This is a genomic window from Paenibacillus sp. URB8-2 (assembly GCF_013393385.1).
Lineage (GTDB): Bacteria > Bacillota > Bacilli > Paenibacillales > Paenibacillaceae > Paenibacillus_AQ.
Genome location: NZ_AP023239.1, coordinates 5,375,167 through 5,388,762, shown reverse-complemented (window position 1 = coordinate 5,388,762; position 13,596 = coordinate 5,375,167). Strand labels below are relative to the sequence as shown.

Annotated in this window: 12 protein-coding genes; 7 read left to right on the top strand and 5 right to left on the bottom strand. The window is 56.9% G+C overall.

All coding sequences use genetic code 11. The annotated features are described in order from the left end of the window. The first annotated feature begins 168 nt into the window (after positions 1 to 168). Positions 169 to 1,407 carry a multidrug effflux MFS transporter gene (locus PUR_RS24875; RefSeq protein ID WP_179037527.1) on the top strand — a complete coding sequence of 413 codons (1,239 nt, stop codon included), beginning with the start codon at positions 169 to 171 and terminating at the stop codon, positions 1,405 to 1,407. After that, positions 1,404 to 2,333: a DMT family transporter gene (locus PUR_RS24870; RefSeq protein ID WP_179037526.1), complete on the top strand. Its 930-nt coding sequence runs from the start codon at positions 1,404 to 1,406 to the stop codon at positions 2,331 to 2,333. Before PUR_RS24875 ends, PUR_RS24870 begins: the two co-directional genes overlap by 4 nt. 97 nt (positions 2,334 to 2,430) lie before the next feature. On the opposite strand, the gene PUR_RS24865 is transcribed toward PUR_RS24870, so the two are convergent. Beyond that, a complete protein-coding gene (locus PUR_RS24865; protein ID WP_179037525.1) occupies positions 2,431 to 3,474 on the bottom strand; it encodes a WG repeat-containing protein in 1,044 nt (347 codons plus the stop codon). Positions 3,475 to 3,614: 140 nt separating this feature from the next. Between PUR_RS24865 and PUR_RS26345 the strand changes: the two genes are divergently transcribed. The 4 genes from PUR_RS26345 to PUR_RS24850 all read left to right on the top strand — a co-directional run bounded on the left by PUR_RS26345 (position 3,615) and on the right by PUR_RS24850 (position 8,466). Next, on the top strand, positions 3,615 to 3,746 hold the full coding sequence (locus PUR_RS26345; RefSeq protein WP_269474687.1) for a hypothetical protein: 132 nt from the start codon (positions 3,615 to 3,617) through the stop codon (positions 3,744 to 3,746). Positions 3,747 to 3,951: 205 nt separating this feature from the next. Then, positions 3,952 to 4,500 (top strand): DJ-1/PfpI family protein, encoded by a 549-nt coding sequence (locus tag PUR_RS24860; RefSeq protein WP_179037524.1) that lies wholly within the window; start codon positions 3,952 to 3,954, stop codon positions 4,498 to 4,500. A 214-nt stretch (positions 4,501 to 4,714) separates the two neighbouring features. Beyond that, complete coding sequence (mprF, locus tag PUR_RS24855; protein ID WP_179037523.1) at positions 4,715 to 7,360, top strand: bifunctional lysylphosphatidylglycerol flippase/synthetase MprF; 2,646 nt, start codon at positions 4,715 to 4,717, stop codon at positions 7,358 to 7,360. A 206-nt stretch (positions 7,361 to 7,566) separates the two neighbouring features. Beyond that, positions 7,567 to 8,466 (top strand): FMN-binding protein, encoded by a 900-nt coding sequence (locus PUR_RS24850; protein WP_179037522.1) that lies wholly within the window; start codon positions 7,567 to 7,569, stop codon positions 8,464 to 8,466. A 167-nt stretch (positions 8,467 to 8,633) separates the two neighbouring features. Here the strand turns inward: PUR_RS24850 and PUR_RS24845 are convergent, their stop codons facing one another. From PUR_RS24845 to PUR_RS24835, 3 genes are read right to left on the bottom strand one after another with little or no spacing between them, the layout of a single operon-like run. After that, positions 8,634 to 9,890: a CbiQ family ECF transporter T component gene (locus tag PUR_RS24845; RefSeq protein ID WP_179037521.1), complete on the bottom strand. Its 1,257-nt coding sequence runs from the start codon at positions 9,888 to 9,890 to the stop codon at positions 8,634 to 8,636. Beyond that, entirely contained in the window at positions 9,818 to 10,342 is a 525-nt protein-coding gene (locus PUR_RS24840; RefSeq protein WP_179037520.1) for an energy-coupling factor ABC transporter ATP-binding protein, read from the bottom strand. The genes PUR_RS24845 and PUR_RS24840 overlap by 73 nt, the downstream gene beginning before the upstream one ends. Next, entirely contained in the window at positions 10,327 to 11,151 is an 825-nt protein-coding gene (locus PUR_RS24835; protein WP_179037519.1) for an ATP-binding cassette domain-containing protein, read from the bottom strand. The genes PUR_RS24840 and PUR_RS24835 overlap by 16 nt, the downstream gene beginning before the upstream one ends. Before the next feature lie 126 nt (positions 11,152 to 11,277). Here PUR_RS24835 and PUR_RS24830 point away from each other — a divergent pair, with 126 nt between their 5' ends. Then, entirely contained in the window at positions 11,278 to 11,889 is a 612-nt protein-coding gene (locus PUR_RS24830; protein ID WP_179037518.1) for a biotin transporter BioY, read from the top strand. Between the two features lie 145 nt (positions 11,890 to 12,034). Here the strand turns inward: PUR_RS24830 and PUR_RS24825 are convergent, their stop codons facing one another. After that, positions 12,035 to 13,573 carry an alpha-amylase gene (locus PUR_RS24825; RefSeq protein WP_179038066.1) on the bottom strand — a complete coding sequence of 513 codons (1,539 nt, stop codon included), beginning with the start codon at positions 13,571 to 13,573 and terminating at the stop codon, positions 12,035 to 12,037. Positions 13,574 to 13,596: the final 23 nt, after the last annotated feature.

The following is a 13,596-nucleotide window of genomic DNA, read 5'->3' as shown; positions in this document are numbered from 1 at the left end:
ATAAAAGCAGGACCTTAAGATATGCTGAATGGCCGGGGATCATCTCGGCGGATGCGAAGCAGCCCGGGCTTAAGAATGATACTTGGCATTGAACTTTTCAGCCTCCTTCGTTTACTATGAAGAGACACAAAAAACAGCAGCATGCGGTTGCAACGGAAAGGTAGAACAATGGATATAACCTCTAAAGTAAGCAGGCTTGAACCGGCCGACATCCGGTCTTCCCGGAAGCTGAGACTTCAGTTGGCTGCTATTCTGGGCGCAGTCGCCACCATCGGCCCGCTGTCGATTGACATGTATCTGCCCGCACTTCCCGGACTGGGAAGATCGTTTAACACTTCGCCCGCGCTCGTTCAGCTCAGCCTGAGCTGCTTCCTGATCGGACTGGCGCTCGGGCAGCTGCTTGCGGGGCCGCTGAGCGATGTTTACGGACGCCGCCGCCCGCTGATGATCGGCATGTCCGTATACGCTCTGTCCTCGCTGCTCTGCGCATTCAGCCCATCCATCGGTTTTTTGGTGGTGATGCGCCTGATCCAGGGACTGTCCGGCTCGGTGGGAGTCGTCATATCGCGCGCCGCCGTCCGCGATCTCTATTCGGGTTCCGAGCTGACCCGTTTTTTTGCCCTTTTAATGATCGTCAACGGCCTCGGGCCGATCGCGGCGCCGGTGATCGGCGGCCAGCTGCTGCGGTTTACGACTTGGCAGGGCGTTTTTTTCGTGCTGTTCGCGGCTGGCGTTATTTTTTGCCTGACCATCTGGCTGCGTCTGCCGGAGACCCTGCCGCCGGAGCGCCGTTCCAAGGGAGGACTTAAGGAAACACTGACGACCTTTAGGAAGCTGCTGCGCAATCCTGGGTTTATGGGTTATGTCCTGTCGCAAAGCTTTGTCTTCGGGGCGATGTTCGCCTATATTTCGGGATCATCTTTCGTACTGCAAAATATTTTCGGCGTATCTCCGCAAATGTACAGTCTCATCTTTGCCGTCAACGGCCTCGGCATCATCATTACCGGGCAAGTCGCCGGACGTTTATCGGGCCGGCTGGGGGAGAGAGGCGTGCTTGTATGGGGGCTCTTTCAAAGCTCACTGGGCGGCCTGCTCCTGCTGTATTCGATCTTGACCGAAGGTGGGCTCGCGCTGCTGCTGATTGCGCTGTTCGCTGTCGTATCCAGCGTGGGGCTCGTGGGGACGACCACCTTTTCGCTGGCGATGCAGGATCAGGGAGAGAATGCGGGGAGCGCCTCCGCGATGCTTGGACTGCTTCCGCTGCTGATGGGCGGGCTGGTGTCCCCGCTTGTCGGCTTGGGAGGTGGAGAAACGGCGCTGCCGATGGGAATGGTGATCGCGGGCGCAGGCATCTGCTCCGTTCTGTCGTACAGCCTGCTGGCGAGAAGAGAGGGGCGGATGGAATGAGCAGAAAAGATTTGTCCGCGCTGCTGCTTCTGGCCCTCATCTGGGGAGCCTCTTTTCTGTTTATGCGCATCGCCTCGCCGATCTTCGGCCCGGTCGTTACGACCGAGCTTAGAGTCGCCGTCGCGGCCGGCGCCCTGCTGCTGTACGCCGCACTTACGCGCAGCACAATCGGGCTCCTCAGGCACTGGAAGCCGTTTCTCCTGCTGGGCGGGCTGAACGCCGCGCTGCCGTTCTCGCTCATCTGCGCGGCGGAGCTGCATCTGAGCGCTTCCCTGGCCGCCATCCTGAATGCGACCACGCCGATCTTTGCCGCCCTGGCGGCTTGGGGCACCGGCGGGGAGAGGCCCGGCTTGACCCGGGCGGCGGGACTTATTTTGGGGCTGGGCGGCGTTGGAGTTCTGGTCGGCTGGAGCCCGGAGCCGATGGACAAGACGATGCTGACCTCCGTATTGTTCTCGCTTGGCGCCGCACTGGCCTATGGATTCGGGGGATTGTACGCGGCCCGGGTCGGCAAGGGAGTGCCGCCGCTGACGCTCGCTATCGGCCAGCAGCTCGGTGCGGCAGTCTTGCTGCTGCCGCTCGCCGCAGTATTTCCGCCGCCGGAGCGGCCCACTATGGCGGCGGTGCTGTCGGTGCTCGGCCTTTCGCTGTTATGCACCGCCTTTGCCTACCTTCTTTATTTTCGGCTGATCGCAAGTGTCGGCGCGGTCAAAACAGTGAGCGTAACCTTTCTCGTCCCGGTGTTCGGATTGCTGTGGGGAGTGATTTTTCTGCATGAATCGGTCTATCTGAATACGGTGGCCGGTTTGGCGGTCATTCTGCTGAGCATTACGCTGATTAGCGGGCGGGTAAGGAAAGCGGTGGAGCAAAAAGGGACCTCGGCGCGTCATCTTGCAAAAGCCGAAAGTGAAAATGCGGAGTTATAAGAACTGAAGCTCATAAAAATGCGTTAAGCCGCGGCGTGATGCCGCGGCTATTTTTAAAGATTACTAATCAGCTATTCCTTTCTGCCGGGTGAACCTTCTACTTTGAAGTAGAACGCTTGGTTAGGATGTCACCCTTGCCAAAACCCTTAAAGCCGACTGCTGCTCCGCCATTAAAAGAAGAAGATTCCACCTGATATACAAGCGCGGTAAGCAATTTGCCTTGGCGGTCCATAAAGCCAAATTTGCCGCCCGAATTGGAATCGGATGTAATTCCAACCAAGGCCAAGCCTTCTTTAAAATCAAATGCTCTATTGTATTGCTGATAAGCAATAATTAATTTGCCATTTTTATCGATAAATCCAACCTTTCCACTTCGATTATACGTAATGGCTAATCCCTCACTGAAGTTGCCGGCACTCTTATATTTAAAAGGAATAGCAGTCTTCCCGCTTGTATGGATATATCCCCATCTCCCCTCGGTGTTCTTCACAGCCGCCATCCCTTCGGAGAAATCGCCCCCGTCTTCGTACTTAAAAGGAATAACCGTTTTGCCTGCTGCATCAATATACCCGTATTTCCCTTTACTGTTTTGGACAAGGGCTAATCCTTCGGAAAACCCGCGTCCACGGGTGTATTGATAAGGAATGGCCAATTCGCCGGTGAAATAAAAGTCGGAGTCGTATTTCTTTAGGAAGACATGCCCCATTTTTCCCGACCGGTCGATTATAAGCTGTTTATCCGAATCGGGAATGGACACATGAGCCACACCCTCCGAGAAATATCCCCCGTCCGCATACTTGCAAGGAACCGCTAATGCGCCTTTTGTGTTGATGTATCCTATTCGCTTGGTCGTCTTGTTTATCACCAGTGCCCGCTGCTCGAAGAAATCGCTCAATGGTTTAATGTTGTCAGGCAGAATAAAGGCTTCTTGCCCTTTGGTGTTGTAGTAGGCAAGAGTGCCATCCGATTGTTCGGCGAAAAGTAAGCCATCATGGAATTGTCCGTCACTTGCGGGCCGTACGGGGCTATAATCTATCGGTGTTTTTGACAACTCCATCCGCTTTACGGATGAATCTGCAAACCCTGTACCCGAAATGAGGATTGCAGTACATAGAACCATTAATGCCCAACGTTTTCTCATCCTGCTTACCACTCCTTATTATGGAAAATAAATCCAATGATAAAGACGGTCGAATGGCAGATAAAGTTTCGCGCATTCCGGATTAAACGCTTCGCCGGGCCGCTTGCTTTCAGGAAACATTCAGACCGTCGGGAGTACCTATGAATATATCTTCCGTATCCGGCGCCACCAGCAAATTGTACACATCGGCGGCCAGTTCCGGCGGAACTTCCAGCGCCGCGGCCAGTATGGCAACGACGGACAGCGAAGGACGGTTCGACGTCCGGATATAATTCGTTCCGCTAAGCCCCTCATCCCACTGAACAGGCGGGAAGAGAAGGGCTTATATTTTTGTGTCTAAAGCCTTAATGCCGTTTGAAGAGATTGTGAGAGGGCGAGGATGTCTGTTTCTAGCGAAGGCAGCATGTGATACACTTGAACAAGTCTGATTTACCATATAATTACTGAAATTTATATCGAGGCGGGCGGGGGAAGTCTATGAAAAAAACGGCAGTATTATTGTATCCCCAATTTAGCGAGTACGAAATGACTGTCGCATTGTCCATTCTTATGCAAGGGAAGAAGCCCGTAGTAACCGTAGGTTTGAATGATCAGCCGGTCAGGGGAGAGGCGGGACTAATATGTATTCCTGATACGACAATTGCCCAATTCAACCAAGCGGAAATAGACAGCCTTTTGCTAACGGGATGTATGGATATACTGGCATTGCAGAATGAGGCGGATTTAATTGAGTTTATACGGAGAACAGGGAGCAAAGCTTCTCTCATTGCGAGTATTTCCAGTTCACCGTTTCTGCTGGCGAAGGCGGGACTTCTGCAAGGAAAGAAATATACGGTCGGTATGACGGAGGAAAATCGACAGAAGACGGGCGTTTTTGAACCGGAGAATTATTCCGAGGAACCTTTGGTCCAGGACGGAAATCTGATCACCGCAAGGGGAAGAGAATTCATACAATTCGGCACTTTATTGGGACAGGCGCTGAACCTTTCTTTTGACGGGCAATGGTACAAGGGGCGGGGCTTATAACAAAACTTGAACGGTACAAAAAGGCCGGGTCGTAGTTTTGACAAGATTTCTTCGCTGTTTGTTGCATAAGGGGCTTGTTAGGGGTAGGATTTTAAAGGATTCAGGGATGTGGAAGTGGCTGTCGTCTAACGGTACAGCACTCATTCATCACAAAACGCGTATTCCGGCCCGGACAGGACGAAAGACGCTAATGCAACTAAAGGCAGGTACGGAAATGCATACAAACAAACAAAGGCTGGAACAAATTAAGCTGGTAAGGCTGCTGGTGTCGATTTATCGCATCAAGGCGGTTCGGGTGTTGTTTCCGCTGATTATTATCGTGCTTGTATACTTAGAGGGGCAGCATGAACTGAAGGGGGTCAGGCTTGCCCAAACGCTGCATGAACTAAGACACGTTCCGGTGCCGGATATTCTGCGGATGATGGCGACGGCGCTGGCGGCGGTTGCGGCCATGAGCGCCTACGATTTTCTGATCCGCGCCCACTTCCGGATGAAGATCGGGGTATGGAGCACCTTCCGCTATTCGTGGATCGCCAATACCTTCAACAATTTGATTGGATTTGCCGGTCTGGCGGGAGTCGGTCTGCGTACGCTGCTCTATAAAAAAAGCGGAGTGCCCACAGCGGTCCTGACGCCGGCGATCGTCTTTTTGTCGCCGCTCATGATTACGGGCCTGTCGCTGCTGTCCTGGGCCAACCTCTTCGGCATTCTGCCGGGGGAGGAGCTCCTCCGCGAGCATCGGTGGCTTGTGTTCGCCGTTTGGGGCATGGCGCTCTATCTGCCCTTTTTTATCATCGTCCAGCGTTCCTCTCTGTTCGCCAAATGGATCAACCGGGGAGAAGGGAGAACGCCGTGGATGACGGTATACGCCTCGGTGGGCTCCTCATTGCTGGAATGGCTCAGCGCGGGAATTACCTTTTCGGTGATCGCGGGATACATTTTGGGCGGCGTTCATTTCCAGCCGGTGATGAGTCTGTACGTCATTGCGGCGATTGCGGGCATACTCAGCATGGCCCCTGGAGGCATCGGCGCATTTGATCTGATCGCGCTGCTTGGAATGCAGCAGATGGGATATGCAAGCGAACGGGCGATGGCGGTACTCGTCATTTTCCGTCTGTTCTATTATGTCGTTCCATGGCTGATCGGACTTGTGCTGGCGGCGCTCGAAATCGGACAACAGGGCATACGGCTGCTGCGCGGTTCGGCCATGGAGACGTCCCTTAACACTTGGCAAAAGATTTGGGGGTGGCCCGGCCAGTACACCTTTCTGAGCGATCTTGGCGGATGGGCGCTCGGCAAGCTTGTCCTTGTGGCCGGCCTGATTCTGCTGCTGTCGGCGGCCACTCCCGAGCTGCTGTACCGGCTGCGCTTCACGGAGAATCTTCTGTCGCTTCCGATCATGCGGCTCTCGCATCATTTATCGGTGGTAATCGGCTTTATGCTGGTGCTGCTATCCAGGGGCATTTCGCTGCACATCCGCAGAGCCTATATCTGGTCGGGCGTTCTGCTGGGTCTTGGAGCAGTGTTCGCCTTTACCAAAGGTTTTGATTACGAAGAGGCGATCTTTCTGCTGCTAGTCGCCTTTCTTCTGTGGATTTCAAGGGCGCGTTTCTACCGGATCAGCGCGCCGATTTCGCGGCAAAGCCTGCTGGGGTGGCTGCTGCTGACATCCTTCATCGCCTTGAGCTATGATCTGCTGGCAAGCTACTCGCACCGCGGCTTCTTCAAAGCCCTGCGGCCCGGAGCGCAGCCCGAATGGCTGCAGCAGCACGGCCATTTCGCCTATACGGCTGTGGGCGGATTGGCGGCGGCCTGGCTGCTGCTCTCCATGGTTGTGGCGCTTCGGCCCAACCGGCGGGCGGAGGCGCTGACCGCGCCGCCGGACATGGACCGGCTGCGGCGGTATCTGGAGACGGAACCCGGCAACGCCCTGACCCATGTGCTCTTCACGGGCGACAAGAGCTTCTACTGGGCGCAGGACGGGAAGGTCATGTTTCCTTTTGCCAGAGTGCGGGACAAGCTTGTCGTGCTCGGCGACCCGCTCGGCCCTCGAAATCTTGTGAACGACGCGATCAGCGAGTTTCGGACGGAGGCTGACAGGTACGGTCTTACCGTGGTCTTCTACCAGGCGACGCCCGCCTATCTGCCGATCTATCATGAGCAGGGCTACCGCTTCTTTAAACTTGGCGAAGAGGCGCTGGTGCCGCTGGACCGGTTCACCCTCGGCGGCAAAAGAAACAGCGATTTGCGGAGTGTAGCCCACCGCTTTGAACGCGAAGGCTGCACGTTCGAATTGGCAAAGCCTCCGCACGGGGCGGAGCTGCTGCAAGAGCTTCGGCAGATTTCGGAGGAATGGCTGAGAGGCCGGGCGGAAAAAGGCTATTCGCTCGGATGGTTTGACGAATCGTATCTGCAGCTTGCGCCGCTTGCCCTGCTGCGGGATGCCGAAGACGCCGTTATCGCCTTCGCCTCGCTTGCGCCGGGCTACGACGGCGGAGCTGCCGTTTCCATCGACCTGATGCGCCATCGCCTGAAAAGTCCGAACGGAACGATGGACTTCCTGTTTATCTCTCTGCTGGAATGGGCCAAGGCCGAGGGGTACGCAAGGTTCAATCTCGGCAACGCGCCTCTGTCCAGCGTAGGCCGGAACGCGGGCTCGCTCCGTGAAGAGAAAATCGCCCATCTGGTCTTCAAGCGCGGAGGGCATTGGTACGGATTCTTGGGCCTCCGCCGCTACAAGGAGAAATTTTCGCCGGAATGGGAGCCCCGTTACCTGGCTTATCCCGTCTCCCTGTCCCTGCCCGTGCTGACGCTGGATCTGGTGAGGCTCGTCTCCCGCCATCCGAAAGCGCGGAAATAGCAAAAGGCTGTCCTCTGATGAAGCCGCCATGAGCGGCTGGGGGACAGCTTTTTTGTTTCATGGAATGTGCAGGAATTTGCAATTTTGTCTTCATTCCAAACGTGTCGGCTGATTTTTTGCGCTGGAAGATGTAAATAAATGTACGACACGGACCTAAAATGTTAAAATAAGGATGTGAAAAAAATAACATAACTGGGGGTTATGGAATGAAAAACACAAAGAACTTATCCGTGCTTCTTCTGATGTTGACGCTTATTCTGACGGCTTGCGGAAATTCGAATAACAACTCGGCTGCGACAGCAAGCCCAAGCAGCGAGCCGACGACAGCGGCGACTAGTACGGCGGAAACTTCCGCAGCGCCGGCTGCGGGTGTTTTTAAAGATGGAGTCTACAAAGCCGAGTATGACCGCAACGATGTGAGAAACTGGAAGGCTTATGTGGAAGTGACTGTAACCGGAGGCAAGATCGAGAAGGCTTATTATGATTACATCAATGAAGCAGGCGAGCTCAGAAGCAAGAACGAAGCCTATATCAAAGGATTCTCGGAAGCCAATAAATTCACGCCCCGCGAAGCCTTCGACAAGCTGGGGCAAGAGCTGGTAACCTCACAGGACGCAGCCAAGGTCGATGCGGTTTCCGGAGCAACGCATTCGTCCAGAAACTTCAATGAGCTTGCCGCCGCTGCTCTGATCAAAGCGGAAGCCGGAGACACGGCGACGGCCATCGTTCCGCTGTATGAGGACGGTACGTACAAAGTAGCCGCCGACACGTTCGACGACCACGGCTGGAAGCCACAGATCGATCTGGAGATTAAGGACCACAAGATCGCAAGCGTACAGTTCGATTACGTGAACGAAGCCGGCAAGCTGAAGACGGAAGACGCCGATTACAAGACGGCGATGGAAGCCAAGAACAAGACCTATCCGGCCAAATATACGGAAGAGCTGGAGAAGCAGCTTGTTGAGAAACAGTCTATCGGTTCAGTGGACGCGGTAAGCGGTGCGACGACCTCCTCGAACAACTTTAAGGCGCTTGTGGAATACGCGCTGGACGATCTGGCGGAAATCGGCGATACGAAGCCGGCCGCAATCAAGATTGAAGAATAAGGCGTCATTATAGCATAACGCCAATAAGCCTGCTGTGGCCCTCATGGGCTCTGGCAGGCTTATTTATGCGGTATATCGCGGTCTGGGTCTCCTGGCGAAACGGGAAGATGAAGACTCCGCAGGCAGCAGCTTCCTTCCAGCTGGCCGGAGGCGGCTGATCGGCGGGGCTATCCGCTGCGGGAGAGCCACCACAGCAGCGCCGCCGCGAGCAGGATGAGCAGCAGCGCCGCCGTGTCCTTCCGCCGCCAGCTCAGAACAAGCCAGGGCGTACGCGGCTTCGAAGGGTCATAGCCGCGGGCTTCGATGGCGGTGGACAGCTCGTCTCCCATTCCGATGACCTGCAGAAGCAGGGGGACCGCCATCAGTGAAATCTGCCGCGGCGTCCAGCGCGCCAGCCCCCGTTTTCGGCTGCCCCGGGAAGCGAGCGCCAGCTGAAGCGCGGAGATTTTGCCCAGAATCCAGGGGATAAACTGCAAGGTGACGGATACGGCGAGCGACCAATTCCGCGTTCTGACGCCCAGCCTTCCCAGCGGCGCAATCGCCCACTCCAGCCCCTCGCGCAGCGGCCCTCCCGAGGTGGTCTCGGTGAACAGGAACCCGAGCGAAACGAGCAGCCCCAGCCGGAGGACGGCGAGGCCGCCGGTTAAGGCCCCTTCGGGTGAAAAGGCAAAGGAGGCCGCTCCGTCGGATCCGCTCCATGAAAAGGCTGACAGAAGCCATAGAAACAGAAACATCGGCAGGAACGGCCGGTAGAACCAGACCGCCCGTTTCCGTGTTATGCCCCCGCAGGCCAAGAGCACGGCAACTAGCACAGTGGCGAGCGCGAGGGGAAGAATGCTCTTCATTCCCAGAAGCACGAGCGACCACAGCGCCATCGCCAGCCATTTTACCCGCGGGTCGAGCGTCCGCAAGACCGTTCCGCCCTGTCGTTTGGCGCTGCCGCTGCCATCCGCCAAGTCCGTATCGGTATCGGAGGCGGTGATTGCGTCTGAAGCTGCGCCTCCAGCGGTAAAGGAAAGGCAGGCCGCAGCAGGCCGCTCTCCGTTGCCCGCCCCCGGACAGGCTCCGCCTCCGGGGTAAGCAAGGCGAAGCGGGTCCAGCTTCGCCAGCAAATCCCCTGCGCCGGCGGGCAGCACGTCCAGCCCGCCTTGGCGCATGAGCATCCGGCCGATCCTTATATAGGCCGGAGGTTCGAGGCCCGCGTCTTCCAGCACGCGGGCACCCTTCCACAGGCCGTCCGGCGGCCCGCTATAGCGCAAGGCTCCTTGCGCCAGCACCGCGACCTGATCGGCCAGCGGGAAGAAGCAGTCCAGATCGTGCGTGGCGACCACGATCGTATAGCCGCCGCGTTTCAGCTCCGCGGCGGTCTCCAGCAGCGCGCGGGCGGCGGGCGGGTCGAGCCCGGCTGTCGGCTCGTCCAGCAAAAGCAGCCGCGGCAGGGGGCGATGGCCCCGGCGATGCAGACGCGGCGCTTCTCGCCGCCGCTCAGCAGGAACGGCGAGCGCTGGCCGTATTGTTCGGGGGCGAGTCCCGCCTGCCGCATCGCCCGGTCTGCCGCCTCGCTCCGCCGAGGCTCAGGGACGTCCCGCTGCTCCAATCCATACTCGACATCCTTCCTGACGCTTCCGGCGAAGAGCTGGCTCTCCGGCTGCTGGAAGACGATAGAGACGGAAGCGGAGGAGTCCGCGTGCGAATAGTCAATGCTGCCCGAGGAAGGCTTCTCAAGCCCGGAAAGCAGCCGAAGCAGCGTAGATTTGCCGCTGCCCGTTACGCCGCACAGGACCGTAAGACCGCCTTCCGGAATCAGCAGATTGATATCGCGCAGGGCGGGGGAGTGGCCGTAACGGTAGGACACGCCGGTCAGCTGTATCGGCATAGCGTCTCCTCCAACTGCTGTTCCGTCAGCGGCAGCAGCTCGGCCGGCCAGCCGCTGTCCCGCATCATCCGGCCGATGCCGATGACGGGGGAATCTTCCCAGCGAAGCGCGGCAGGCAGCCCGGAGTCATAAAAGAGCGTCCGCGGATCGCCGTCGTACACCAGCCGTCCAAAGTCCATAACGGCTACGCGCTCCGCCGCTGCCAGCTCCTCCATCCGCTGCGTCACCCACAGCACGGTAACTCCCCGCCGCCACAATTCCCGGCTGAACGCGAAGATCTCTTTGCGGGAGACCGGGTCCAGCATGGAAGTTGCTTCGTCAAAAATGATCATCTCCGCTTCCAGCGCCAGGCAGCAGGCGATGGCCAGGCGCTGCCGCTCTCCTCCCGACAGCTCCGATACGGGCGCACCGGCTTTGTGCCCAAGGCCCGCCCGCCGCAGCGCGTTCAGCGTCCGCGTCTTCATCTCCTCCCGGGAAATTCCCCGGTTCTCAAGACCAAAGGCGACATCCTCCTCCGGTGTTGAGCCGATGGTCTGAGCTTCCGGGCTCTGAAAGACGAGCTGGATGCTCCGTTTGACGGCGCTGCGGTTTTCGGGTGACCGCAAATCAAGCCCGGCCGCCGTAAGACTGCCGCCGGAAGGAACAAGCAGCCCGTTGAAGGTCCGGACGAGGCTGGATTTGCCGCTGCCGTTGGCGCCCGTCAGTGCGACCCATTCCCCTTTTTCGATATGTATGTTAATATCCTGAAGCACCGTCAGGCTCTGCTGGCCGTCCAGCAGTGTCAGGTTCAAGTGACTGACATTAATCATGATGACCGCTCTCTTTCCTATAAGACTGACACTCGCTTGCGATAACGATTATATCAAATTAACGCGTTGATGTATTCGGGGGAAGATGGTATATTGATCTAAAAAAATTGGAGGAATGTTTAACTCATGAACAGATGGTCCTTGCGCGGGCTTATTTTCAGCGCGCTCTTTGCGGGCGTGATGATCGCGTTAAGCTCAATGAAAGTGTCGCTTCCTTTTTCAACGGTGCCTATTACCCTGCAGACGCTGGCTGTTATGCTCGCCGGTTCCGTGCTGGGTGCCAGATATGGAACAATCGCCGTCCTGATCGTCATTGGCCTTGCTGCCGCGGGCTTTCCCGTATTGGCGGGAAGGGGAGGCATATCCGTCCTGGTCGGCCCGACCGCCGGTTATATTTTCGCCTGGCCGGTTTCAGCCTTCCTGATTGGATGGTTCGCCCAGCGGATGTCGAAGGGCAAGTTCACCGTCGGCAAGCTGCTCCTGGTGAACTTTCTGTTCGGCTCCCTGCTGGTCTACCCGAGCGGCGTCGCCTGGCTGGTTCACTCGATTCCTAGCCTCGATACGCTGCCCAAAGCGCTGACCGCGGGCATGCTGCCGTTCCTTCCGGGGGACTTCCTAAAGGCCGCGCTGTGCGCATCGGTTGTGACCGCCGTATGGAAGGTGTATCCGATCGAACGGATTGTGGGCGGAACGAACGGCGTTTGGCTTGGTAAGAACGCATATGAAGAAAAGGCTTAGCCTGAAGCGTCAAACTATTAATATATAAACTTTTTAGCATCAAAACAACAGCAGCCCCGCCGTCCGCATGCATTATCGCGGACAGCGGGGCTTGCCGTGTCTTGGGAAGGACTCCGTTTCCGGAAACCCGGCACTGCCCCTCCGTCTATTTCTTCTCCGGTTTACCTTCCTTCGCGGCATCTTCTGTTTCAATGGCGGCTTTAGAGCTGTCCTCTTCGCCGTCCGGCTGCTCGAGCGGCAGCGCCCACACGGACACGTCGCCGCCGTTTACGGGAAAGACGGCCCATCCGTCTTCACCAATCTCTACCGTATCTTCCCGGCTCAGCGTCAGATCGACCCAGACCTCCCCGGCGCGCTCCTCACCGATGAACATGCTCTTCTCGCCGTCGTCTCCGTTCGATACCACGACCGCGCAGCCCGACTCTGGAATTTCCTCGACTCCCCGTCGCACCCAGCCGATCGTATTCGGATGATCGAAGTAATCATTCTGTTCGCCGTAGGATTTATGGTAGCGGGCGCACAGCAGACGGTCGATGTCTTCGCGCTTGCCTTCAACCTTCGTCGGTCCGCCGATGCCGTAATAATCGCCGTAAAATACAACGGGATACCCATCTTGGCGAAGCAGGATCAGCGCATACGCGCTCAGCTTGAACCAGTCGCCGACCCAAGATTCCAGCGACTCATGGGGCTGAGAATCGTGATTGTCGATAAAAGTGACAGCATGGGTGGGGTGCGTCTGCACCAGCGTATCATCGAAAAGGGTGGTCAGATCGAAGTCCCGGCCGCTCAGCGAAGCGGCATGGAATTTATAGTGGAGCGCCACATCGAACAGGTCGATCTGATAGTCAACCGTGTCCAGAAACTGGCGGCAGGCTTCAACATCCGGATTCCAGAATTCGCCGACAATATAGAAATCCTCCCCGCGCTTGCGGGTCATTTCCGCCGCGAATTCGCCGATAAATTCATAATTGATATGCTTGATGGCGTCCAGCCGGTAGCCGCTGCATTGGAGCGTATCGACGAGCCATTTTCCCCACTCCAGCATTTCGGCGCGTACGACGGGATTGCCGTAATCAATATTGGCGAACATCAGGTAGTCGTAGTTTCCGAACTCGTCGTCGACATTGCGGCTCCAGTCCTTGTTTTCCCCGATGATCTTAAAGATGCCGGTCCGCTCTTCCTTGGCGTCATAGTCCGTGCCGTTGAAATGCTGGAAGTTCCATTTGAAGGAAGAGTACTGGTCGCCGCGTCCGGGAAACGTGAATTTCGTCCAGCCTTCAATTTCGAACGGCTCGGATATGACCTCCAGGCGGTTCTCCGGATCGACTTCGACGACCTGGAACGCCTCCGTTTCATCCGCGCCGGCTTTGTGGTTCATGACCAGATCGACATAGACCGCAATCCCGTTCCTTACACATTCCGCAATCGCGTCGATCAGATCCTGCTTCGTCCCGTATTTTGTCCGGACGCTGCCCTTTTGATCGAACTCCCCAAGATCGTACAGATCATATACGCCGTACCCGGTATCTTCGGGGGATTGGCCTTTCGTCACCGGAGGAATCCAGACGGCGTCGATTCCCGCTGCTTTCAGCTCCGGCGCAAGCTTCGCCAGTCGCTTCCAATGCTCGCCGTCGGCAGCCACATGCCACTCGAAGAACTGCATCATTGTATGATTGCGCTTCATCATGATTTGCCTCCCTATTATTG

Bases quoted from the DNA above. Each gene is read 5' to 3' on its own strand.
- PUR_RS24835 (WP_179037519.1), bottom strand. From the start codon at position 11,151: ATGATTAATGTCAGTCACTTGAACCTGACACTGCTGGACGGCCAGCAG.
- PUR_RS26345 (WP_269474687.1), top strand. From the start codon at position 3,615: ATGAATATATCTTCCGTATCCGGCGCCACCAGCAAATTGTACACATCG.
- PUR_RS24850 (WP_179037522.1), top strand. From the start codon at position 7,567: ATGAAAAACACAAAGAACTTATCCGTGCTTCTTCTGATGTTGACGCTT.
- mprF (WP_179037523.1), top strand. From the start codon at position 4,715: ATGCATACAAACAAACAAAGGCTGGAACAAATTAAGCTGGTAAGGCTG.
- PUR_RS24840 (WP_179037520.1), bottom strand. From the start codon at position 10,342: ATGCCGATACAGCTGACCGGCGTGTCCTACCGTTACGGCCACTCCCCC.
- PUR_RS24875 (WP_179037527.1), top strand. From the start codon at position 169: ATGGATATAACCTCTAAAGTAAGCAGGCTTGAACCGGCCGACATCCGG.
- PUR_RS24825 (WP_179038066.1), bottom strand. From the start codon at position 13,573: ATGAAGCGCAATCATACAATGATGCAGTTCTTCGAGTGGCATGTGGCT.
- PUR_RS24860 (WP_179037524.1), top strand. From the start codon at position 3,952: ATGAAAAAAACGGCAGTATTATTGTATCCCCAATTTAGCGAGTACGAA.
- PUR_RS24870 (WP_179037526.1), top strand. From the start codon at position 1,404: ATGAGCAGAAAAGATTTGTCCGCGCTGCTGCTTCTGGCCCTCATCTGG.
- PUR_RS24865 (WP_179037525.1), bottom strand. From the start codon at position 3,474: ATGAGAAAACGTTGGGCATTAATGGTTCTATGTACTGCAATCCTCATT.
- PUR_RS24830 (WP_179037518.1), top strand. From the start codon at position 11,278: ATGAACAGATGGTCCTTGCGCGGGCTTATTTTCAGCGCGCTCTTTGCG.